The organism is Pseudomonas sp. JDS08PS003 (genome assembly GCF_045013505.1).
GTDB lineage: Bacteria > Pseudomonadota > Gammaproteobacteria > Pseudomonadales > Pseudomonadaceae > Aquipseudomonas > Aquipseudomonas protegens_B.
In genome coordinates, this window is sequence record NZ_CP120724.1 from 5,955,617 (window position 1) to 5,978,689 (window position 23,073).

Here is a 23,073-nt window from a genome sequence, read left to right on the forward strand (position 1 = left end):
CCCCTCTGCGACTGCGACAGTGTGACAACATGTCGCACTTTTGCCGCGCCCCGACTTGCCGCAAATCACGGACTTTTCAGGTGTCGAATGAACGGCATGAAAAAGCCCCGGCCTCTGTTGGGAGACCGGGGCTTTTCCGGGTGGATCAGTAGGTTTTCTTGCGATTGCGGACAATGCCCAGCGGCACCAGGATCACCGTCAGCACGAACGCCAGCAGTGCCCACTGGGCCAGGGACAGCCCAAGGATCGGCGGATACGGCGTGGAGCAGAAGCCATCTACCTGAAAGCCCAGGGGAAAGATCGTCGCCAAGGGCAGGCTGTCGACAATCGGCTGCAGCACGTCAATGCCGCAGCTCACCGCCGGATAGAACTGGGTGTACACATGGTGCCCGGCGACTCCCGCGCCGGCGATGGCACTGATGACCACCAGGGCCTCCATGATGGTGATGCCCCGTCGCGAGCTCAGGGCCGCGCCGATGAAAGCGAACAGTGCAATCAGCAGCAAGGCGTAGCGCTGCAGGATGCACAGTGGGCAAGGCGCTTCGCCCAATACCACCTGCATGTACAGGGCCCCGCCGATCAGTGCCAGGCAGATAACCCCCAGCAGCACCAGGAAGCGCCGTTCACGTCCCAAACGCAGTCTGTCGTCACTCATCCCTATTCCTTTTTTCTGTTGTCTGTCCAACCGGGCCGCCAGTGCTGGTCACGGCAGCCCGCGGTTGAATTGCGAAGTTGATCTGATTGCCATCGGGTGCCCGGAAGTCTACACGCTGATCATGACCTTTGAATGCATTGCATCGAAGGCAACACCCCAAGGTTTACGGGCCTGGAGGACGCACAATGAAAGGGCCGGCATGGCACTGCCATCCCAGCATCGAGGGGAATTAACGACAGGCAGGTTAAGCACGGATTAACAGCCCTGCCCCATTGCAGGGCTGACGTGTGCAGGAGCTGGCTTGTGTAGGAGCTGGCTTGCCAGCGAAGGCATCGGTGCCGATAGCACTTGGGTCACCGGCGGATGCACCGGCAAGCCGGCTCCTGCAGGCAGGAGCCGGTGACAGGGTTACTCCAGGGCCGCCGCCGGGCCGAAGAACTCATAGCGACTTTGTTGCTCGGGGATGCCCAGGGCCTTCAGGTGGCGCTTGATGGCCGCCATGAACCCCTTGGGACCGAGGAAATAGGCATCCAGGTCACGCTGCTCCGGCAACCAGTCGGCCAACTGCTCCCGGGTCAGCAGCCCCAGTTTGTCCGCCGCGGGGCTGACGCCGTCGTCCTCGGCATAGCAGTAGAAACGCTTGAGCTGTGGATAACGTTGCGCCAACTCGTCGACCCAGTGACGGAACGCGTGCACTTGGCCGTTGCGTGCACAGTGGATGAAATGCACCGGGCGTTCGGTAGCCAGCGCTGCCTCCAGCATCGGCAGGGTCGGGGTGATACCGACCCCGCCGCTGATCAGCACCAGGGGCTTGTCGCTGGCCACCAGGGTGAACTCACCCGCCGGCGGAAACAGCATGATGCGCGCGCCCACCGGGCACTGGTCATGCAGGTAGTTGGACGCCAAGCCTCCGGCCTCGCGCTTGACACTGATGCGGTACTGGCCCTGGCTGGAAAGCGCCGACAGGGAATAATTGCGCCGCACTTCCTCGCCCTCTATGAAGAGCTGCAAGCCAATGTACTGCCCAGGCTCGGCGGCGAGGATCGGCCCCTGGTCCGATGGTTCGAAATAGAAGGAGGTGATTTCCGCACTTTCCTCGACCTTATCCACCAATTTGAATTCCCGCGCGCCACGCCAGCCACCGGGGGCCTGGGCCTTCTCGTCGTAGATGGCCGACTCGGCGCCGATCAGGATATCCGCCAGCTGGTTGTAAGCCGCGCCCCAGGCATTGATCACTTCAGGAGTGGCGATCTCGCTGCCCAGCACCTGCGAAATGGCCCGCAACAGGCAGGTGCCGACAATGGGGTAATGCTCCGGCAGGATCTGCAGGGCCACATGCTTGTTAATGATCTTGGCCACCAGATCCCCCAGTTGATCCAACTGGTCGATATGCCGGGCATACATCAGTACGCCGTTGGCCAGGGCCCGGGGCTGATCACCGCTGGCCTGGTGTGCCTGGTTGAACAGCGGACGCACCTCGGGGTACTCGGAGAGCATCATCCGGTAGAAATGGGTAATCAGGGCTTCGCCACCGCTTTCCAGCAGGGGCACAGTGGATTTAATGATGGCGCGATCTTGAACGCTTAGCATAGGGACAACTCCTGGACTTTTTGACTGCTTGCAGGTTGCCCTTGTCTAATCAGTTTTCATGCCAGAAATTAAATTCTTATAAATCAATAACTTGAAATATATATAGTCATAAAGACACTTATGCATTTATAGTCATTAGGACAACATGGAGTCCTTATGACTGCAAAATCCCTACTCATGACCCTGCTGCCCCTGGTGACCGACCTGTCTCGGGAACTGCCCGAGGGCGAGCGTTACCGCCGCCTGCTGGAAGCCCTGCGCGCCCTGCTGCCCTGCGATGCCACTGCGCTGCTGCGCCTGGATGGCGAATGGCTGGTGCCGCTGGCGGTCAACGGCCTGAGTACCGATACCCTGGGCCGGCGCTTCAAGGTCAGCGAGCACCCGCGCTTTGCCGCCCTGCTCAGCAGCCCGGGGCCGACCCGTTTTGCCAGCGACAGTGAACTGCCCGATCCCTATGACGGCCTGGTGGAAGGTCTCGACGATCACCTGGAAGTCCACGACTGCATGGGATGTCCGCTGTTTGTCGATGAGCGCCCCTGGGGCCTGCTGACCCTCGACGCCCTCGATCCGCAACGCTTCGAACCTATCGAGCTGGACGCCCTGCAAGCCTTCGCCAGCCTCGCAGCGGCCACTGTCAGCGCAGCCGAACGCATCGAGCGCCTGGCACTGCGCGCCGAAAACGAGCATCAACGGGCCGAGGTCTTCCGCCAGGCCAGCGGACAGAACCGCGAGATGATCGGCCAAAGCAAGGCCCACAAGCGTTTGCTGGAAGAGATCAGCCTGGTTGGCGGCAGCGACCTGACCGTGCTGATCACCGGTGAAACCGGCGTTGGCAAGGAGTTGGTGGCCCAAGCCATTCACGCTGCCTCACCCCGGGCTGAGCAACCGATTATCAGCCTCAACTGCGCGGCCTTGCCCGACACCCTGGTGGAGAGTGAGCTGTTTGGCCACGTGCGCGGCGCCTTTACCGGGGCCACCCAGGATCGTCGGGGTAAATTCGAGCTGGCCAATGGCGGCACCCTGTTTCTCGATGAAGTCGGCGAGCTGTCGCTGACGGTGCAGGCCAAACTGCTGCGGGTGCTGCAAAGCGGTCAGTTGCAGCGCCTGGGCTCGGACAAGGAACATCAGGTAGACGTGCGCCTGATCGCCGCCACCAACCGTGACCTGGCAGAAGAAGTACGCAACGGTCGCTATCGCGCCGACTTCTACCATCGCCTCAGCGTTTATCCGCTGCGGGTGCCGGCCCTGCGGGATCGGGGCCGGGACGTGCTGCTGCTCAGCGGCTACTTCCTGGAACAGAACCGCTCGCGCATGGGCCTGGGCAGCCTGCGCCTGAGCGCCGATGCGCAACAGGCGCTGCTGGCCTACAGCTGGCCGGGCAACGTCCGCGAGCTGGAGCACTTGATAGGCCGCAGCGCCCTCAAGGCCTTGGGCAACTGCCGTGAACGGCCGAAAATCCTCAGCCTGGATGCAACGGACCTGGACCTGCCACGGGTCAGCGAAAAGGCGCCTGCCGTGCCTGAGCAAGCCCTAGAAAGCGCGCCCCTGGCCCTCGCCAACGGCGATCTGCGCCAGGCCACCGAGCACTATCAGCGCCAACTGATCAACGCCTGCCTTGAACGGCACCAGCACAACTGGGCCAGCGCCGCCCGTGAGCTAGGCTTGGACAGGGCCAACCTCAGCCGTCTGGCCAAGCGCCTGGGCCTGCGGTAGACGCCAGGGGCAGGCTCGCAGGAGCCGGCTTGCCAGCGAAGGGCACGCCGCCAATCCAGGGACCTGCGCACCGGCCGACGGAAAGCAGCCTCGCCGCTAAAGCCCGCCCTGAATACGTCGATAACCCGTTATCAAGGGTTATCCGTGGGTCGAGCCACAAGCCAATTTTTTCCAGAGAAGGTTTTTATGTCCTCCAACAAAGCCCGCGCAGACTCGCTTTCGCTTCTGCTGTTTACCTTGCGCAGCGGCAAGCTGATGGCAATCAACCTGCTTAAAGTCAGTGAAATCATCCCCTGCCCGCCGCTGACCAAGCTGCCGGAATCCCACCCCCATGTGAAAGGCATCGCCACCTTGCGGGGCAACTCCCTGTCGGTGATCGACCTCAGCCGGGCCATCGGCGAGCGCCCCTTGGCAGACCCGGACAGCGGCTGCCTGATCGTCACCGACGTCAGCCGTTCCAAACAGGGCCTGCACGTACAGGCGGTGAGCAAGATCGTCCATTGCCTGACCACCGATATCCGCCCGCCACCCTTTGGCTCCGGCGGTATCAAGTCCTACATCACCGGGGTAACCCAGGTGGACGGCACGCTGGTGCAAGTGCTGGATATCGAGAAAGTGATCCACGGCATCGCCCCGGCGCAGATCGAGATGGCGCCCACCGAACTGAGCATGGAAGACGCCGAAGCCCTGGGCAATGCACGCATCCTGGTGGTGGACGACAGCCAGGTAGCGCTGCAGCAATCGGTGCACACCCTGCGTAACCTGGGCCTGCAATGTCACACCGCCCGCAGCGCCAAAGAGGCCATCGACTGCCTGCTGGAGCTGCAAGGCACGGCCAACGAGATCAACCTGATCGTCTCGGACATCGAGATGTCGGAAATGGATGGCTATGCCCTGACCCGGACCCTGCGGGAAACCCCGGACTTCGCCCATCTGTATGTGTTGCTGCACACCTCGCTGGACAGCGCCATGAACAGCGAGAAAGCCCGCCTGGCCGGAGCCAATGCGGTGCTCACCAAGTTTTCCTCGCCGGAACTGACCCGCTGCCTGATCGACGCCGCCAAGGCCATCGCCAGCCAGGCGGCCTGAGCCATGAGCGAGATCCACTGCCTGCTGCTGCGCCGCGATCTCAGCGCTCCCCAGACCACGCCACAGTGGCCGGCGGGTATCACCCTGGAGCACTACAGCCCGGAACTGGCCGAAGCCGTGCATCAACTGATGCACCTGGGCTACCAGGACGGCGGTGGCCGGGTGCCGCCCCTGGAAGACTGGCGCCGGGCCTTCGAAACCGATGCCGAGTACGACCCCCAGCTGTGCCTGGTGGTGCGGGATGCGGAGGGCGTGGTGGCGGTGGCCCAGTGCTGGACCAGCACCTATATCAAGGATCTGGTGGTGCACCCTCGGGCCCGTGGTCAAGGACTGGGCCGCGCCTTGCTGCTACAAGCCTTCCTGATGTTCGCCGAACGCCGGGAAGGCTTTGTCGATCTCAGGGTACTGGAGGACAACCTGCGGGCGCGGCGCTTGTATGAAAGCGTCGGCATGCATATCGTGCGTCGCGAAGTCGTGCCCTAGACGACAGCCATCAAGACCCGACAGCTGGCGTGCAACTTGCTTCGACACGCTCCCTGGCCGCGTCAATAACAGCATTTATGGCGCTATCCCTGTCGACCCAGAACGGTTTACTCGCTCCATGAATACTCAGTTTTCCTGCGTTGGTTGCGGCAAGTGCTGCAACGATCACCATGTGCCCCTGACCCTCACCGAAGCCCGGGCCTGGGCCGCCGACGGCGGTCAGGTGATCGTTCTGGTGGAGGCCTTCCTCGGCAATGGCCTGGGGCTGCCGACGCAACAGCGCGAACACGCCGAGCGCCGTTCCTGCCGGGTCACCAGTGGCAGTACCGAAGCCTACGTGGCGATCACCTTTGCCGCCTACAACGTCGGCCCCTGCCGGAATCTTGACGAAGACCAGCTGTGCCGCATCTATGAGCGTCGCCCCCTGGTGTGCCGCATCTACCCCATGGAGATCAACCCCCATATCCCCCTCAACCCACTGGCCAAGGAGTGCCCGCCGGAATCCTGGGAACAGGGACCGCAACTGATTCTGGGGGGAGCACTGGTGGATAGGGAACTGGCCGAGCTGATCGACCGCTCGCGCCAGGCCGACCGCGATGATATCCATACCAAGGAAGCCATTTGCGCCCTGTTGGGCATTCGCACCACGGCCCTCAAGGGCGACGGCTTCACCGCCTACTTGCCCGACATGAATGCCCTGGCCAAGGCCATCGATCAGGTTCAGGCAGCGCCACCCGCGGCATCGAATCAACCCTGGCGCTTTCACCTGTCCGGGAACGACATCGCCGGCCAGGTCCAGGCTGCCGGCGCCCTGGTGGTCAGCGAAGCCGCACTGGACTATGCCTTCATCTCGCTGCGCGCCGCCTGACTCCGCAGGATCAGGCTTGCCGGCGAACCGGCGCCCCGCGAACCGGCCTATCCACGCTTGTGCCAGAACTCCTGGGCCAGTTGCCGCAAGTCCCCCGCCAGCCCGGCCACGTCGCCTGAATTGACATGACTGAGCTGGCCGGCACTGACCGTCACTTCACAGGCATTGCGAATACCGATGATGTTGCGGTTGATGTCCTCGCTCACCGCGCTCTGCTCCTCCACCGCTGCGGCAATCTGCAGGCTCATTTCGGTGATCTGATTGACCCGCTGGCTGATGCCGTCCAGCGCCACCGCGGCGCGCTGGGCCTGATCGACGCTGCTTTCCACATGCTGACTGCTGTGCTGCATGGCCTCCACGGCATTGCGCGCCGCATTTTGCAGGGTGCTGATCATGCGCTGGATTTCGTTGGTGGAATCCTGGGTCCGCTGGGCCAGCCCGCGCACCTCATCGGCCACTACGGCAAAGCCGCGTCCCTGCTCACCGGCCCGCGCCGCCTCGATCGCAGCGTTCAGAGCCAACAGGTTGGTTTGCTCGGCGATGCTGCGGATCACCTCCAGCACACCGGAAATGTCCGCGCTGTGGTTTTCCAACTGATGAATGACCTCGGTGGCCCGCTCCAGCTCACTGGCCAGGCGCAACACCGCACTGCGGCTTTCACCCACCAATAGATGACCTTCGCGGGTTTCGCTTTCCGCCTGATCCGCCGCCACCGATGCCTGCTGGGCATGGGTGGCGACTTCCGCCACGCTGGCGGCCATCTGGTGAATGGCGGCCGCCACCTGATCGGTTTCCGCCTGCTGCTCCAGGGTGCTGTTGTGACTGCTGTGCAGATGCTCCACCAGCTCCGCGGCATGCCCGGCCAATCGCTGGGACGCATCGCCGATCCGCCCCACCACTGCCCCCACCTGGGCCTCGAGCATCTGCAAGGCGAACTCGATACGCCCGAACTCATCGGCACGACCGGTGTAGATGCCCTGGCTCAACGGGTTGTCGCCGATCTGCCGGGCCCGCTCGGTCAGCCGATCCAGCGGCCGCAGCTGGGCACCGACCGCGACCAGGCTCAGGCACCAGCCCATGGCCATCACCGCCCCCTGGACCATCCAGGATTCGGGCAGCAACCACACCGAAACACCGTAGGTACCAACGAAACCGGCGCTGATCGATGCCCACAAGCGCAGACGCAGACTAATGACCGGCAACAGACTCCACCAGGAAGCTCCCGCCCCGTTGAGCCGGGCATAAGCCCGTTGCGCAGCCTCGATCTGCTGTGCACTGGGCTTGGTGCGCACCGACTGGTATTCCACCGCCTGCCCGTCGCGGGTCACCGGCGTGACGTAAGCGCTGACCCAGTAGTGATCGCCGTTCTTGCAACGGTTCTTCACCAGGCCCATCCACGAACGACCGCGCTTGAGGGTACGCCACATGTGGCCGAACGCTGCCGCAGGCATGTCCGGATGGCGCATCAGGTGGTGGGGCGAGCCCAGCAACTCCTCGCGGCTGTAACCGCTGATCTCGATGAAATCAGGATTGGCGTAGGTGATCGCGCTGGTCAGATCAGTGGTCGAGAGGATGTTCGCATCAGGGGCAAAGTCCACGTTTCGCCCAGTAACCGGAAGGTTGATCTTCATGGGAAGCGCGCTCGTAATTGTTAGGAGGAGTCGGCAGGGCTGCTGACTCTAAGCGCACTGATGCCACGAATACTGATCCAGCTCAGGTTTAAAGCAATTAGCCATCATTGCGATTAAAAAGCGCAAATCGAGGCAATGTCTTCGATTGTCGGCGATATCAACGTTTGCCCATGGAGCGCCGAGTGCCGGGAGGCGCTGCGCCGGGGGTCTTGGTGTGGCCATTGCTGGCGCCGTTCTTGTACCAGGGCTGCTGAACGTTTTTTGCCGCGGCGAATTCGGACGGTTTGAAGGGAAACTTGAACGCCGGGATCGCAGCCTTGCCCTCGGTTTCAGGGGTGACCGGCTCGGCCGCAGGATCAACGCTCAGGGCGTCATCCGCAGCAGGTTGTGCAGGGGAAGTCATGGAAACTCCAAGAGAGAAAGAAAAGCCGGGCCGAGGGACGGGCCACAGTGGCCGGCAGTATACCTGTGTGCCTGCGATCTTTGACCTGGATCGCAACGGCTGGCAGGTACTTTTCTGACAGGGCTGACAGCTGGCCGTCACCCTGCTGACCGAGTTAGCGGACTATAACTGTGCACAGATCATGGCCACCCTTCCGACATTACTGCCCGGCGCCCTCCCCTCATGTCCATTGCCAAGAAAACCGTCGTGACCGCAACGCTTCTCCTGGCTGTCGCCGCCGCTGCGATCTGGTTCCTCAACAAACCCACGAGCCCCAGGCTCGCCGCGCCCACGGCGATACCGGTACGAGTGGTGCAAGTGATCCAGCAGGACGTACCGCGCTACACCAGCGGCATCGGCTCGGTGCTGTCGCTGCACAGTGTGGTCATTCGCCCCCAGGTGGACGGCATCCTCACCCGGTTGCTGGTCAAGGAAGGGCAACTGGTGAAAGCAGGTGACCTGCTGGCCACTCTCGATGACCGTTCGATCCGCGCCAACCTGGATCAGGCACGGGCCCAACTGGCGCAAAATCAGGCCCAGTTGCAGGTGGCGCAGATCAATCTCAAGCGCTACAAGCTGCTGTCGGTGGATGACGGCATCTCGAAGCAGACGTACGACCAACAGGTGGCCCTGGTCAATCAGCTCAATGCCACAGCCCAGGGTAACCAGGCCGCCATCGACGCCACCCAGGTACAACTCTCCTACACCCAGATCCGCTCTCCCGTCACTGGCCGAGTGGGTATTCGTACCGTGGATGAGGGCAACTTCCTGCGCATGACCGACACCCAGGGCCTATTTTCGGTCACCCAGATTGACCCCATCGCCGTGGAGTTCTCCCTGCCCCAGCAAATGCTGCCGACCCTGCAACAACTGATCCGCGCCCCCGAGCCGGCGACGGTCCAGGCCTACCTGGGCGCCGACAGCAACACCCCCAGCGCTCTGCTGGGCAACGGCCACCTGACGCTGATCGACAACCAGATCAATGCTGGTACCGGCACCATTCGCGTCAAGGCCGAGTTCGACAACGCTCAGCAAAAGCTCTGGCCCGGACAATTGGTGACAGTGAAGATCCAGACCGCGCTGGACCAGGCCGCGCTCACCGTACCGCCTACCGTGGTCCAGCGCGGCCTGGATCAGCACTTCGTGTTCAGGGTCAAAGGCCGGCAAGTGGAAAGCGTGCCGGTGCAGGTGGTGTATCAGGACAGTGGCCTGAACATCATCTCCGGCGTCCAGGCCGGAGATGTGCTGGTCAGTGACGGTCAGTCGCGGCTCAAGCCCGGCTCACAGGTCCAGGTGCTGAGCGACCCGCCGCCCCTGGTGCAGGCTTCGGAGTCCAAGCCATGAAGGGCGGTGGCTCGGTGTCCGCCTGGTGCATCGACCATCCGGTCGCCACCGTGTTGCTGACGTTTGCGCTGGTGCTGCTGGGGTTGATCGCATTTCCGCGCCTGCCAGTGGCGCCGCTGCCGGAAGCCGAGTTTCCCACTATCCAGGTTTCCGCCGCCTTGCCCGGGGCCAGCCCGGACACCATGGCTTCCTCGGTGGCCACGCCCCTGGAAGTGCAGTTCAGCGCCATCCCCGGCATGACCCAGATGACCTCCAGCAGCGCCCTGGGCTCGTCCCTGCTGACCCTGCAGTTCACCTTGAACAAAAGCATCGACACCGCCGCCCAGGAAGTCCAGGCGGCCATCAACACCGCCGCCGGCAAGCTGCCCAAGGACATGCCCACCCTGCCGACCTGGAAGAAGGTCAACCCGGCGGACAGCCCGGTGCTGATCCTCAGCATCAGTTCAACGCAGATGCCTGGCACCGAACTGAGCGACTACGCGGAAACCCTGCTGGCCCGGCAGATCAGCCAGATCGACGGCGTTGGTCAGATCAACATCACCGGCCAGCAGCGCCCGGCGATCCGGGTCCAGGCGTCGGCAGACAAGCTGGCCGCCATCGGCCTGACCCTGGCCGACATCCGCCTGGCGATCCAGCAGACCAGCCTTAACCTGGCCAAGGGCGCGCTGTATGGCGAGTCGAGCATCTCCACCCTGTCCACCAACGACCAGCTGTTCCATCCCGAGGAATACGGCCAGTTGATCGTTTCTTACAAAAACGGCGCGCCGGTGCATCTGCAGGACGTGGCGCGTGTGGTCAACGGTTCGGAAGATGCCTACGTCCAGGCCTGGTCCGGTGACCAGCCAGGGGTCAACCTGGTGATCTCGCGCCAGCCGGGGGCCAATATCGTCGACACCGTGGACCGTATCCAGGCCGCGCTGCCGGGCCTTGAGGCCATGCTGCCGGCGTCGGTGCAGGTCAAGGTGCTGGTGGACCGCACCCAGACCATCCGGGCCTCGCTGCACGAGGTGGAGATCACTCTGCTGATCGCCGTGCTGCTGGTGGTGGCAGTGATGGCGCTGTTCCTGCGCCAGTGGTCGGCGACCCTGATCGTCTCTGCGGTGCTGGGGGTATCGCTGACCGCCAGCTTCGCCCTGATGTATGTGATGGGCTTCAGCCTGAACAACCTGACCCTGGTGGCCATCGTCATCGCCGTGGGATTTGTGGTGGACGATGCCATCGTGGTGGTGGAGAACATCCACCGCCATCTGGAGGCCGGCGACGGCATGCGCGAGGCGGCGATCAAGGGCGCCGGAGAAATCGGCTTCACCGTGGTCTCCATCAGCTTTTCCCTGGTGGCAGCGTTCATTCCCCTGCTGTTCATGGGCGGCGTGGTGGGGCGGCTGTTCAAGGAATTCGCCCTGACCGCCACCTCCACCATCATGATTTCGGTGGTGGTTTCGCTGACCCTGGCGCCCACCCTGGCGGCCCTGTTCATGCGCACCCCGGTGCACCCGGCCCATGCCCAGCCGGGCTTCGGCGAGCGCCTGCTGGCCTTCTATGAACGCGGCCTGCGCAAGGCCCTGGCCCATCAGAAACTGATGCTGGGGATTTTCGGCCTGACCCTGGGCATGGCCATTGCCGGCTATATCCTGATCCCCAAGGGCTTCTTCCCGGTGCAGGACACCGGCTTCGTGCTCGGCACTACTGAAGCGGCGGCGGACATCTCCTACCCGGACATGGTGAAAAAACACCAGGCCCTGGCGGAAATCGTCGCTGCCGACCCGGCGGTGCAAGCCTTCTCCCACTCGGTGGGTGTCTCCGGCAGCAACCAGACCATCGCCAACGGCCGCTTCTGGATCTCACTGAAAAAACGTGGCGACCGGGATGTTTCCGCCAGCGCTTTCATCGATCGCATCCGCCCGCAACTGATGCAGGTGCCCGGCATCGTGCTCTACCTGCGGGCCGGCCAGGACATCAACCTCAGTTCCGGACCGAGCCGTGCCCAGTACCAGTACGTGCTCAAAAGCAACGACGGCCCGACCCTGAGTACCTGGACCCAGCGCCTGACCGAGAAGCTGCGCAGCAACCCGGCGTTCCGGGATGTTTCCAACGACCTGCAACTGGGCGGCAGCATTACCCACATCAACATCGATCGGACCGCCGCCGCGCGCTTCGGCCTCACCGCCAGCGATGTCGACGAAGCGCTGTACGATGCCTTCGGCCAGCGTCAGATCAACGAGTTCCAGACCGAGATCAACCAGTACAACGTGATCCTCGAACTCGACACCCAGCAACGGGGCAAGGCCGAGAGCCTCAACTACTTCTACCTGCGCTCGCCGCTGACCGGGGAAATGGTCCCGCTGTCGGCCCTGGCACGCTTCGATGCCCCCAGCATCGGTCCTTTGTCGATCGCCCACGACGGCATGTTTCCGGCGGCCAACCTGTCGTTCAACCTGGCCCCCGGCGTGGCGCTGGGGGACGCGGTGATCCTGCTTGACCAGGCCAAGAGCGAGATCGGCATGCCGGCGGCCATCAGCGGCAACTTTCAGGGCGCGGCCCAGGCCTTCCAGAGTTCCCTGGCCAGCCAGCCGTACCTGATTCTCGCCGCGCTGGTGGCGGTCTACATCATTCTCGGGGTGCTGTACGAAAGCTTCGTGCATCCGCTGACGATCATTTCCACCCTGCCTTCGGCCGGGCTCGGCGCCTTGTTGATGCTCTGGCTCTGCGGCCAGGATTTTTCCATCATGGCGTTGATCGGCCTGGTGCTGCTGATCGGCATCGTCAAGAAAAACGGCATCCTGATGATCGACTTCGCCCTGGAGGCCCAGCGCAACCGTGGCTTGCCGCCCGAAGAAGCGATCTACCAGGCCTGTATCACCCGTTTCCGGCCCATCATCATGACCACTCTGGCCGCACTGCTCGGCGCCCTGCCGCTGATGCTCGGCTACGGCACCGGCGCCGAACTGCGCCAGCCCCTGGGCATCGCCGTGGTCGGCGGGTTGCTGGTGAGCCAGGCCCTGACGCTGTTCACCACGCCGGTCATATACTTGTGGCTCGAGCGGCTGTTCCACCGGCCCCAGCCGGCCCTTTCGCCGGCCACCAACACCTGAGGCGGGTCATGCGCGTTCTGATTATCGAAGACGAAGAAAAAACTGCGGACTACCTGCATCGCGGGTTGACCGAACAGGGCTACACCGTCGACCTGGCCCGAGAGGGCATCGAGGGTCTGCACCTGGCCCTGGAAGGCGATTATGCGGTGATCGTGCTGGATGTGATGCTCCCCGGCCTGGACGGCTTTGGCGTGCTGCGGGCCCTGCGTGCGCGCAAGCAGACCCCGGTGATCATGCTCACCGCCCGGGAGCGCGTGGAGGACCGGATTCGCGGCCTGCGCGATGGCGCCGACGACTACCTGGGCAAGCCCTTCTCCTTCCTTGAACTGGTGGCCCGCCTGCAAGCCCTGACCCGCCGCAGCGGCGGTCACGAGCCGGTGCAGATCAGCATCGCCGACCTGTGGATCGACCTCATCAGCCGCAAGGCCAGCCGCGCCGGCACTCGCCTGGACCTGACCGCCAAGGAGTTCTCCCTGCTCAGCGTGCTGGCCCGACGCCAGGGCGAGATCCTGTCCAAGACCTCGATTGCCGAGATGGTCTGGGACATCAATTTCGACAGCGACGCCAATGTCGTCGAAGTGGCGATCAAGCGCCTGCGGGCCAAACTCGATGGCCCTTTCGAACACAAGCTGCTGCACACCATCCGCGGCATGGGTTATGTGCTGGAGAGCCGCAGTGCCGAGTAACTCCATTGCCCTGCGCCTGAGCGGGCTGTTCACCCTGGTGGCACTGCTGATCTTCCTGCTGATTGGTGGTGCTCTCTATCAACAGGTGGACAAGGGCCTGGGCCTGCTGCCGGAAGCCGAGCTGGATGCGCGCTACAGCGTGCTGGAGTCGGCCCTGAATCGTTACGGCACCCCTGAGCACTGGACCAAGATCAACGCCAAGCTCAAGCTGCTCAGCGAGGAGGACAAACGCATCCGCTTCTGGGCAGTGAGCGGTGACCCCGGTTATGAATACGGCAACCCGGACCCACAGATCCGCGCATTCGCCCAAGGTCCGCTGGGCATGCGCGATCTGATTCTGAGCGATCATCCCTACCCACTGAGGGTACTGGTCAGCCAGTTGCCGGCCAAGGAACAGCGGCCGGCCCTGCGCTTTCTGATTGCCATCGATACCGATACCTTCCACCAGACCCAGCACCAGTTGCTGATCGCCCTGATCGGCCTGGCCATCGTCGGTGTTCTACTGGCCTCGGCCCTGGGTTACTGGGTGGCGCGGATCGGCCTCAAGCCGCTGATCAAGCTGTCCCAGGAGGCGCAGCGCCTGGCTCCGCCGCGCCTCTCCGGACGCCTGCAGCTCTCGCCCCTGCCGCCGGAACTGAGCCAGTTCGTCAACTCCTTCAACTCCACCTTGGAACGGGTCGAGCAGGCCTACTCGCGCCTGGAGTCGTTCAACGCCGACGTCGCCCATGAACTGCGCTCGCCCCTGACCAACCTCATTGGCCAGACCCAGGTGGCCCTGACCCGCGGCCGCTCGGCGGAGCATTACTTCGAGGTGCTGCAATCCAACCTTGAAGAGCTGGAACGGCTGCGTTCCATCGTCAACGACATGCTGTTCCTGGCCAGCGCCGACCAGGGCAGCAAGGCCACCAAGCTCACCAGCACCTCCTTGGCGACGGAAGTGGCCACAACCCTGGACTACCTGGACTTCATCCTCGAAGACGCGCAAGTCAGGGTCGAGGTCCAGGGCGATGCCCAGGTGCGGATCGAGATTGCCCACCTGCGCCGAGCCCTGATCAACCTGCTGAGCAATGCCGTGCAGCACACGGCGGCAGGGGAAGTGATCCAGGTGCGGATTGAAGTGCAGGAGCAGCAAGTGGCGATCGCCGTCAGCAACCCGGGCCAAGGCATCGCCAGCGAACACCTGCCTCGCTTGTTCGAGCGCTTCTACCGGGTCGATGCATCCCGCAGCAACAGCGGCGCCAACCACGGCCTGGGGCTGGCCATCGTCAAGGCCATCGCCCTGATGCACGGCGGCGACGTGTTCGTGCGCAGTGACCGGGGCATCAACACCTTCGGCCTGTACCTGCCTCTCTGACTCGGGATTCTCGGATTCTCGGATTCTGTAGGAGCCGGCTTGCCGGCGAAGGCGTCAACACATCCGGCGCATGACGATATGGCGCGTTCGCTGGCAAGCCAGCCCCTACAAGCCAGCGCCTACTGTTGTTTTTTTGGTAACAGTCCTTATCCTGTTCAGCTCTTTTTCCAGCCGCCTCATGGTTATATTTTTGTCGCACCGAATTGAACTTGCTCAGCAAGAAGGTCTTCAGAAATGTCCAACAGTATGGGTATGGCCAGCGCCTTTGTTTTGTCTTCCCTGTTCGTGGTGCCAATGGCCATGGCCGAAGAATCCCAGGGATTCGTGGCGAGAAATGCCGCACGCGCCGCCGCGTTCGAACAAGCACAGATTGCCCAGGCCGCCCAGCAGCAAAACACTCAGCAAGCCCAGAAGATCACCGCCGAGCACAGTAAGAGCGACGCTCAGAAAGACAGTTGATCCGCGCTACCGACTTGCTTCCCTCGACAACTTCTCTGCTTTCAACCCGGGAGTAAGTTGTCTTAAAGCCGCTGAGTTCAGCGGCTTTTTTTTGCTGTGGAGAAACCCATGGCAAATACGTCATACCCAGAACAAGAAACACCCGAATTCACAATAAAAAACCATGTTCATTCACCAAAGGAGCTACACGTTGTTCAGGACCACGCTGAGAATCAGCCCGCTATTCATTGCAATCGCTGCAACTATTCCCGCCTTGGGCCAAGCGGCCGAAGAGAGCGACAACCAGGGCTTCGTCGCCGGCTCGAGCCTCAAGCTCAACGCCCGCAACTACTACATGAACCGCAATCGCCAGCAGCAGAACAAAGACAACATCGAATGGGGCCAGGGTTTCCTCGGTGTCTTCGAGTCCGGCTATACCCAAGGCACTGTGGGCTTTGGTATCGATGCCAACGCTATGCTCGGCCTCAAGCTGGACGGCGGAGGCGGCACCACCAAGTCGAGCATCCTGCCCCTCAGCGAAGATGGCCGGCACAAGGCGCCCGGCTCGTTCTCAACCACCGGTGCCACCTTGAAGATGCGAGCCTTCGACACCGAGCTCAAGGCCGGCGACCTGTTCCTCAACAACCCGGTGATCGCCGGGGGCATGAGCCGCATGCTGCCGCAGACCTTCCGCGGCGTCAGCCTGACCAACCACAGCTTCGACGGCTGGTTGATCGAAGGCGGCCAGGCCAGCTTCACCAAGCCCTACAACCAGAGCGGTCACAAGCGCATCGGCACCTCCTACGGCGCCCTGCAAAAAGGTGACGAAAGCCTGCACCTGAATTGGACCGGGGTGGCCTGGAGCGGTGTTCCAGGCTTGACCAGCAGCCTGTATGCCTCCGAGCTCAAGGACATCTGGAACCAGTACTACTACGACCTGGACTACACCTACGCGCTCAACGATCTGGTCAGCCTCAATCCGGGCCTGCACTTCTATCACACCCAGGACACGGGCCAGGCGCTGCTGGGCAATATCGACAACAACACCTACAGCCTGCACTTCACCGTGGGCGTGGGCAGCCACAGCATCACTGCGGCCTACCAGCGGGTCAACGGCAACACGCCATTCGACTACATCGCCCAGGGCGACAGCATCTACCTGGATAACTCCCAGCAGTACTCGGACTTCAACGGTCCCAACGAGCGCTCCTGGAAGCTCAAGTACGCCTACGATTTTGCCGGCGTCGGCCTGCCGGGCCTGACCTCGGCCCTGTCTTACTCCCGGGGCGAGCTGGACCTGACCAAGGTCGATCCGGCCAGCCGCGGCTATGCCAGCTGGTACAGCGCCGACGGCAAGAATGCCAAGCACTGGGAACGTGACCTTGACCTCAAATACGTGGTGCAGGGCGGCACCGCCAAGGACCTGGCCGTGCGCTTGCAATGGGCTACCAACCGTGGTGGCAACGGCTACGGCGCACTGGACAACGACACCGATGAGTACCGGGTGATCGTCGACTATCCGATCAACGTGTTCTAAGCCGATATAAGCAAAAGGCCAGCATGTTTTGCTGGCCTTTTTTTTATTCGGGATTTATACAGGCGCGAAGGCGTGACCGATTTCTGTAGCCCACGTCCACACTAGACTTAAATCTGTCGACGTAGCAGAAATCAAAATCATGAGCGTGAGTAGTGCGACACCCCGCACAGGGAAAATCGCGTCAAATCCGGAACGTCTGTTGGTCCTGGCCAGTTCGCTGATCGTCGTGGCCATTCTCAGTATCGTCACCTACCTGTTGATCCGTGAACACGCTGCTGCCGAACAGGCTGCCACCCGTGCCGCGAACAACATCGTGCAACTGATCGACGCTGATGTACTGCGCAACGTCGAACTCTACGACCTGTCCCTCAAGGGACTGATCAGTGCGGCGCAACGCAACGACCTGAAGGACGTTTCGCTGCCCATCCGCCATCTGGCGCTGTTCGACCGCGCCACCGCAGCGCCCTACAAGGGCGATATCCTGTTGCTGGACAAGCACGGCGATGTGCTGGCCGACTCGGCTTCGCTCGTACCCCGTACGGGCAACTACGCCGATCGCGAGTACTTTCGATCGCACATCGACAATCCAGACCCGAGGATGATGATCAGCCCGCCGTTCCGCGCCCGCACCGCCGAGCATGACTGGCGGATCAGCTTCAGTCGTCGGCTCAGCAACGAGAATGGCGAGTTCATTGGCGTCGCCGAAGCGGCGATGCGCCTGAGCTACTTCAATGAGCTGTTCAAGAATCTGGATATCGGGCGCAACGGCTCGATCAACCTGATCAGCCGCGATGGGGTTCTGCTGGCCCAGCAGCCGCCCCTGGCAGACGACCTGATTGGCAAGAGTTTCAGTAACCGCCCCAACTTCGTCCGCATCCTGCGCGAAGGCAATGGCAGCTTCAGCAGCGTGTCCAGCGTGGATCGGATGCAACGGCTGTACACCTTTTCCCAGGTGGGCGACCTGCCGCTGATCGTGGTCGTGGCACTGTCCATCGATGAGGTCTTTGCTGCCTGGCAACGCACAGCGTTGCTGATCAGCGGCGCCACTGGGGCGCTGTGCATCGCCCTGTTCTGGCTGACCTGGCAACTGTGTCGCGAACTGCGGCGCCGGCAGAATGCCGAGCAGGAGCTGGCGCGCCTGGCAGCCGTCGATGCCCTCACCGGCCTGGCCAATCGTCGTACCCTGGACCAGGTATTGAACAATGAGTGGGCCCGGGCCCGGCGCGCAAACCTGCCCCTGTCACTGCTGATGATCGACGTCGACCACTTCAAGTCGTTCAACGACCGCTTTGGCCATCCGCTGGGGGACCAGGCATTGCGTGTGGTGGCGCAGAACATTGGCGCTTGCGCAGGACGCCCGGCTGACCTGGCGGCACGCTATGGGGGCGAAGAGTTCGCGGTGATCCTGCCGGGGACCGACAGCGCCGGCGCCGCCGTACTCGCCGAGAGAATCCGCGCCAGCATCGCCGCATTGCCGTCCGTCAGCGAACAGGCCACGCCCTTGACGGTAAGCATTGGCATCAACACCTGGTCGGGCAATCCGGATATCAGCCTCGACCAATGGGTGAGCGACGCCGACAAAGCCCTGTATCAAGCCAAGTACAGCGGCCGCAACCGAGTGGTTTCCAACATGTCACGGCGCAGCGCCTGAACCTTGCGGCATAAAAAAAGGCCATCCGGGGGGATGGCCTTCAAAAACAAAAGGAAAGAGAGAGTAATTACACGGCCGCGACCGGACGCATGTAAGAGATCGGTGCAGTGCTGGCATCTTCGAAGGTCACGACTTCCCAGGCATCTTTCTGCTCAATCAACTTGCGCAGTAGCTGGTTGTTCAGTGCGTGGCCCGACTTGAAGCCCTTGAACTCGCCTATCAGGCTGTTGCCCAGCAGGTAGAGGTCACCAATTGCATCCAGGATCTTGTGCTTGACGAATTCGTCTTCGTAGCGAAGACCGTCTTCATTCAGTACGCCATCCGAATCGACCACAATGGCGTTTTCCACGCTGCCGCCGAGTGCGAGGTTGTGCTTGCGCAGGTACTCGATATCACTCATGAAACCAAAGGTACGGGCGCGACTGACTTCTTTTACAAACGAAGTACTGGAGAAGTCCACGCTTGCACTCTGGGTGCGGTCACGGAAAACCGGGTGATCGAAATCGATCTCGAAGCTCACTTTAAAACCATCGAAAGGCACGAAAGTGGCGCGCTTGTCGCCGTCTTCCACGGTCACTTCACGAAGGATGCGGATGAACTTTTTAGCTGCGTCCTGTTCTTCGAGGCCAGCAGATTGAATCAGGAATACGAAGGGTCCGGCACTGCCATCCATGATCGGGACTTCGGACGCGGAGAGCTCGACGTAGGCGTTATCGATGCCCAGGCCAGCCATGGCCGAGAGCAAGTGCTCCACCGTGTCCACTTTGACGTCACCGTTGACCAACGTGGTCGACATCGTGGTTTCGCCAACATTTTCCGCGCGAGCAGGAATCTGCACCACAGGGTCCAGGTCGGCACGACAAAACACAATGCCGGTGTCGACAGGCGCAGGCTTGAGGGTCAGGTAAACCTTCTCCCCGGAATGCAGGCCTACACCTGTGGCACGGATAATATTCTTCAGGGTGCGTTGTTTAATCATGGCTTGGGCCGCTTCAGCGCAAATTGCGAACTGGTATCAACAAAGGCTGGCGATAATAGCAGACCATGCCTTTGCTGAACACCAATCACCCTAATACCCCTGATACATTCCATCAATCGGCCTGACGACGCAGGAATGCCGGGATGTCCAGGTAGTCCAGATCATCTTGCGGATTCAGCTTCGCCGCGGTCGCCGCGTTCGACTGCGCCTGATTGCGCATAACGGTCGGACGATCCAGGTCACGGTAGTTCACCGACGGCAGTTCCTGACGAGCAGCAGCTGGCGCTTGCGATTGTGCGGACATGGAAGTCTGAACGGTGTTGTCGATGACCTTCACAGGCTTCTCGATTTTCGCGCCCAGGCCGGTGGCCACTACGGTTACATGCAGCTCGTCACGCATGTCCGGATCGATAACGGTACCGACCTTGACCATGGCGTGTTCGGAAGCGAAGGCTTCGATGATGCTACCCACGTCGGAGTACTCACCCAGGGACAGGTCAGGACCGGCGGTGATGTTCACCAGGATGCCGCGTGCACCTTCCAGGTTCACGTCTTCCAGCAGCGGGTTGCGGATGGCCGCTTCAGTGGCTTCACGCGCACGGTTCGGACCGCTGGCGCAGCCAGTGCCCATCATCGCCATGCCCATTTCGCTCATCACGGTACGTACGTCGGCAAAGTCGACGTTGATCATGCCCGGACGCTTGATGATGTCGGAGATACCGCGAACGGCACCAGCCAACACGTCGTCAGCCTTGGCAAACGCCGACAGCAGGCTGGCGTCCTTGCCGAGGATGGTCAGCAGCTTCTCGTTGGGAATGGTGATCAACGAGTCGACGCTTTCGCTCAGCGCGCGGATGCCCTCATCGGCGATCTGCATGCGCTTGCGGCCTTCGAACGGGAACGGACGGGTGACCACCGCAACGGTGAGGATGCCCATTTCCTTGGCCACTTCAGCGATGATCGGCGCCGCACCGGTACCGGTACCGCCGCCCATGCCAGTGGTGATGAACACCATGTTGGTGCCCGCCAGTACTTCGGCGATGCGCTCGCGGTCTTCCAGAGCGGCTTGACGGCCGACTTCCGGATTGGCACCCGCACCCAGGCCCTTGGTCACACCGGTACCCAGTTGCAGGATGGTCCGCGCGCCGATGTTTTTCAGCGCTTGAGCATCAGTGTTGGCGCAGATGAACTCGACGCCTTCGATGTTGCTCTTGACCATGTGATTGACCGCGTTGCCGCCGCCACCGCCAACACCGATAACCTTGATTACCGGACTCTGCGGGATGTTGTCTACGAGTTCGAACATTTTCCCTCTCCTTTCATTTCTCTAGTTTTTCGCCTACTGCCTACTGCTTTGAAACGGTGTTGCGGTAAATCTTTAGAAGTTGCCCTGGACCCAGCTCTTGATGCGGTCCAGCAACGCGGTCTTGGGCTCGTCGCTGCTGTAGCTGTCGCGGCTGCCGATGCCGGAGAACGAGATGCCGTCGGACTGTTTCTGCAGTCCGTACAGCAGCAAGCCAACGCCGGTGGAATAGATCGGGTTGCGCACCACGTCGGACAGGCCCTTGACACTGTGGGGCACGCCCAGACGAACCGGCATGTGGAAAATTTCCTCGGCCAGTTCCACCGCGCCTTCCATCTTCGAGGTGCCACCAGTGAGCACGATGCCCGCTGGGATCAGGTCTTCGTAGCCGCTACGACGCAGCTCAGCCTGAATCAGGGTGAACAATTCGTCGTAACGCGGCTCGACCACTTCGGCCAGGGCCTGACGCGACAGCTCGCGCGGCGGACGATCGCCAACGCTCGGCACCTTGATGGTTTCGCCGGCACCGGCCAGCTTGGCCAGGGCGCAGGCGTAACGGATCTTGATTTCCTCGGCGTACTGGGTCGGTGTGCGCAAGGCCATGGCGATGTCGTTGGTCACCTGATCGCCGGCAATCGGGATCACCGCGGTGTGACGGATCGCGCCTTCGGTGAAGATCGCCATGTCGGTGGTGCCGCCGCCGATGTCCACCAGGCACACGCCCAGCTCTTTCTCGTCGTCGGTGAGTACCGAGTAGGCGGAGGCCAGTTGCTCGAGGATGATGTCGTCGATTTCCAGGCCGCAGCGGCGCACGCACTTCTCGATGTTCTGTGCCGCATTCACCGCGCAGGTCACCACGTGCACCTTGGCTTCCAGACGCACGCCGGACATGCCCAGGGGCTCGCGCACGCCTTCCTGGTTATCGATCACGTAATCCTGCGGCAGGGTATGCAGGACTCGCTGGTCAGCCGGGATCGCCACAGCCTGGGCTGCATCCAATACCCGCTCCAGGTCCGCCGAGCTGACTTCCCGATCGCGGATCGCCACGATGCCGTGGGAGTTCAGGCTGCGAATGTGATTACCCGCCACACCAACGAACGCCGAGTGAATACGGCAGCCCGCCATCAGTTGCGCCTCTTCCACCGCGCGCTGGATCGACTGCACAGTGGATTCGATATTCACCACCACGCCCTTCTTCAGGCCGCGGGAAGGATGGGTGCCGATGCCGACGATTTCCAGCGAGCCATCGGCCGCGACTTCGCCTACCAGCGCCACAACCTTGGAGGTGCCGATATCCAGGCCGACGATCATTTTGCCGCTTTGCACATTTGCCATGGTCCTGCCTCTTCTTAATTCTTCGCGACGGCAGGTTGCGCCGTCGTGGGTGCCGCCGGATCGCGCCAGCCCACGGCCAGGCCGTTGGCATAACGCAGATCGATGCGCGCGATATTCGTGATCTGTTCTTTCAGCGTTTTTTCATAAATGGCAATGAAGCGGCGCATCTTCTCCACCAGATGATCGCGACCCAGGAGCAACTCGATACCCGGACCGGCACTGCCGGCACCGGTGGTCAGGAACCAGCTGCCGCGCTCGCGCAGCTCCAGACGGGCGATCGAAAAGCCCAGCGGCCGCAGCATCTGGCTCAACACCTGATACTGCTGCATCACTTGCTGCTGGGCCCGCTGCGGCCCGAACAACTGCGGCAAGTGTTCATAGTTCGCCAGCTCACGCGGAGTGAAGGCCTGGCCCTGGTTGTTCAACAGTGCCTCGTCGCCCCAACGGGCTACCGGCAGTTGCTCTTCCAGGCGAATCACCACTTGGTCCGGCCACACCCGACGAACTTCGGCGTGGGCGATCCAGGGCATCTGTTCCAGTTCGGTGCGCATGCTCGCCAGGTCGATGGTGAAGAAGCTCGCCGCGACATAAGGCGCGATCCGCTGCTGCACCGCCTGCTGGCTGATGTAGCTCAAGTCCCCCTGCACCGCGATCTTGGTGATCGGGCGGTCGGCGTACGGCAACAGACGCTGGGCACCTTCATAGGTGCCAAACCCCAGAGCCACCAGCAGCACCGGCCAGAACAGGCTTTTCAGAAAGCCAAAGTTGGCTTTCGGCAGGCGCACCGACATCGGCTCTTTAGCCACCATTCGGCTGGCACCCCGCGGCACCGGCTTGCGGCCGGGTGCGGGTTGCTGATGACGAAGCGACGCGCCTTGCATGG

The 23,073-nt window shown here is 62.2% G+C and carries 19 protein-coding genes and 1 pseudogene; 11 read left to right on the forward strand and 9 right to left on the reverse strand.

Translation table 11 applies throughout. The annotated features are described in order from the left end of the window. Positions 1-145: 145 nt before the first annotated feature. Positions 146-655 carry a disulfide bond formation protein B gene (locus tag P7C00_RS26450; RefSeq protein WP_346633882.1) on the reverse strand — a complete coding sequence of 170 codons (510 nt, stop codon included), beginning with the start codon at positions 653-655 and terminating at the stop codon, positions 146-148. 408 nt (positions 656-1,063) lie between these two features. Continuing rightward, positions 1,064-2,245 carry an NO-inducible flavohemoprotein gene (hmpA, locus tag P7C00_RS26455; RefSeq protein WP_404937614.1) on the reverse strand — a complete coding sequence of 394 codons (1,182 nt, stop codon included), beginning with the start codon at positions 2,243-2,245 and terminating at the stop codon, positions 1,064-1,066. Between the two features lie 156 nt (positions 2,246-2,401). On the opposite strand from hmpA, the gene norR reads away from it, so the two are divergent. The 4 genes from norR to P7C00_RS26475 all read left to right on the forward strand — a co-directional run bounded on the left by norR (position 2,402) and on the right by P7C00_RS26475 (position 6,398). Continuing rightward, positions 2,402-3,958: a nitric oxide reductase transcriptional regulator NorR gene (gene norR, locus P7C00_RS26460; protein WP_404937615.1), complete on the forward strand. Its 1,557-nt coding sequence runs from the start codon at positions 2,402-2,404 to the stop codon at positions 3,956-3,958. Positions 3,959-4,144: 186 nt separating this feature from the next. Beyond that, positions 4,145-5,047 (forward strand): chemotaxis protein CheV, encoded by a 903-nt coding sequence (locus tag P7C00_RS26465; protein WP_123724752.1) that lies wholly within the window; start codon positions 4,145-4,147, stop codon positions 5,045-5,047. A gap of 3 nt (positions 5,048-5,050) precedes the next feature. Then, on the forward strand, positions 5,051-5,530 hold the full coding sequence (locus tag P7C00_RS26470) for an N-acetyltransferase (protein ID WP_346633879.1): 480 nt from the start codon (positions 5,051-5,053) through the stop codon (positions 5,528-5,530). A 118-nt stretch (positions 5,531-5,648) separates the two neighbouring features. Further along, positions 5,649-6,398 carry a YkgJ family cysteine cluster protein gene (locus P7C00_RS26475; protein WP_404937616.1) on the forward strand — a complete coding sequence of 250 codons (750 nt, stop codon included), beginning with the start codon at positions 5,649-5,651 and terminating at the stop codon, positions 6,396-6,398. A gap of 47 nt (positions 6,399-6,445) precedes the next feature. Here the strand turns inward: P7C00_RS26475 and P7C00_RS26480 are convergent, their stop codons facing one another. The 3 genes and pseudogenes from P7C00_RS26480 to P7C00_RS26490 form a co-directional block, all read right to left on the reverse strand. Beyond that, complete coding sequence (locus P7C00_RS26480) at positions 6,446-7,501, reverse strand: methyl-accepting chemotaxis protein (RefSeq protein WP_404940100.1); 1,056 nt, start codon at positions 7,499-7,501, stop codon at positions 6,446-6,448. A gap of 246 nt (positions 7,502-7,747) precedes the next feature. Beyond that, positions 7,748-8,029: pseudogene (locus P7C00_RS26485) on the reverse strand (PAS domain-containing protein); the annotation flags it as partial. Between the two features lie 157 nt (positions 8,030-8,186). After that, the gene (locus P7C00_RS26490) at positions 8,187-8,432 is read right to left on the reverse strand and encodes a hypothetical protein (RefSeq protein WP_346633876.1); all 246 of its coding nucleotides are present in this window, start codon (positions 8,430-8,432) and stop codon (positions 8,187-8,189) included. A gap of 222 nt (positions 8,433-8,654) precedes the next feature. Between P7C00_RS26490 and P7C00_RS26495 the strand changes: the two genes are divergently transcribed. The 7 genes from P7C00_RS26495 (at position 8,655) to P7C00_RS26525 (ending at position 18,573) form a co-directional block, all read left to right on the forward strand. After that, positions 8,655-9,815 (forward strand): efflux RND transporter periplasmic adaptor subunit, encoded by a 1,161-nt coding sequence (locus tag P7C00_RS26495; RefSeq protein ID WP_404937617.1) that lies wholly within the window; start codon positions 8,655-8,657, stop codon positions 9,813-9,815. Continuing rightward, positions 9,812-12,907, forward strand: coding sequence for a multidrug efflux RND transporter permease subunit (locus tag P7C00_RS26500; RefSeq protein ID WP_404937618.1), 3,096 nt, complete (start codon positions 9,812-9,814; stop codon positions 12,905-12,907). Before P7C00_RS26495 ends, P7C00_RS26500 begins: the two co-directional genes overlap by 4 nt. An 8-nt stretch (positions 12,908-12,915) precedes the next feature. Beyond that, positions 12,916-13,593 (forward strand): heavy metal response regulator transcription factor, encoded by a 678-nt coding sequence (locus P7C00_RS26505; RefSeq protein ID WP_346633873.1) that lies wholly within the window; start codon positions 12,916-12,918, stop codon positions 13,591-13,593. Continuing rightward, the gene (locus tag P7C00_RS26510) at positions 13,583-14,947 is read left to right on the forward strand and encodes a heavy metal sensor histidine kinase (RefSeq protein ID WP_404937619.1); all 1,365 of its coding nucleotides are present in this window, start codon (positions 13,583-13,585) and stop codon (positions 14,945-14,947) included. The genes P7C00_RS26505 and P7C00_RS26510 overlap by 11 nt, the downstream gene beginning before the upstream one ends. 234 nt (positions 14,948-15,181) lie before the next feature. Beyond that, positions 15,182-15,406 carry a hypothetical protein gene (locus P7C00_RS26515; RefSeq protein ID WP_346633871.1) on the forward strand — a complete coding sequence of 75 codons (225 nt, stop codon included), beginning with the start codon at positions 15,182-15,184 and terminating at the stop codon, positions 15,404-15,406. A gap of 163 nt (positions 15,407-15,569) precedes the next feature. Continuing rightward, positions 15,570-16,922: an OprD family porin gene (locus P7C00_RS26520; RefSeq protein ID WP_404937620.1), complete on the forward strand. Its 1,353-nt coding sequence runs from the start codon at positions 15,570-15,572 to the stop codon at positions 16,920-16,922. Between the two features lie 139 nt (positions 16,923-17,061). Further along, positions 17,062-18,573: a diguanylate cyclase gene (locus tag P7C00_RS26525; protein WP_346633869.1), complete on the forward strand. Its 1,512-nt coding sequence runs from the start codon at positions 17,062-17,064 to the stop codon at positions 18,571-18,573. A 67-nt stretch (positions 18,574-18,640) separates the two neighbouring features. On the opposite strand, the gene lpxC is transcribed toward P7C00_RS26525, so the two are convergent. The 4 genes from lpxC to P7C00_RS26545 all read right to left on the reverse strand — a co-directional run bounded on the left by lpxC (position 18,641) and on the right by P7C00_RS26545 (position 23,071). After that, positions 18,641-19,552 (reverse strand): UDP-3-O-acyl-N-acetylglucosamine deacetylase, encoded by a 912-nt coding sequence (gene lpxC / locus P7C00_RS26530; RefSeq protein ID WP_011063304.1) that lies wholly within the window; start codon positions 19,550-19,552, stop codon positions 18,641-18,643. 112 nt (positions 19,553-19,664) lie between these two features. After that, positions 19,665-20,858: a cell division protein FtsZ gene (gene ftsZ, locus P7C00_RS26535; RefSeq protein ID WP_346633868.1), complete on the reverse strand. Its 1,194-nt coding sequence runs from the start codon at positions 20,856-20,858 to the stop codon at positions 19,665-19,667. Positions 20,859-20,930: 72 nt separating this feature from the next. Continuing rightward, a complete protein-coding gene (gene ftsA / locus P7C00_RS26540; RefSeq protein WP_346633867.1) occupies positions 20,931-22,190 on the reverse strand; it encodes a cell division protein FtsA in 1,260 nt (419 codons plus the stop codon). A gap of 14 nt (positions 22,191-22,204) precedes the next feature. Further along, positions 22,205-23,071, reverse strand: coding sequence for a cell division protein FtsQ/DivIB (locus P7C00_RS26545; protein ID WP_016966667.1), 867 nt, complete (start codon positions 23,069-23,071; stop codon positions 22,205-22,207). Positions 23,072-23,073: the final 2 nt, after the last annotated feature.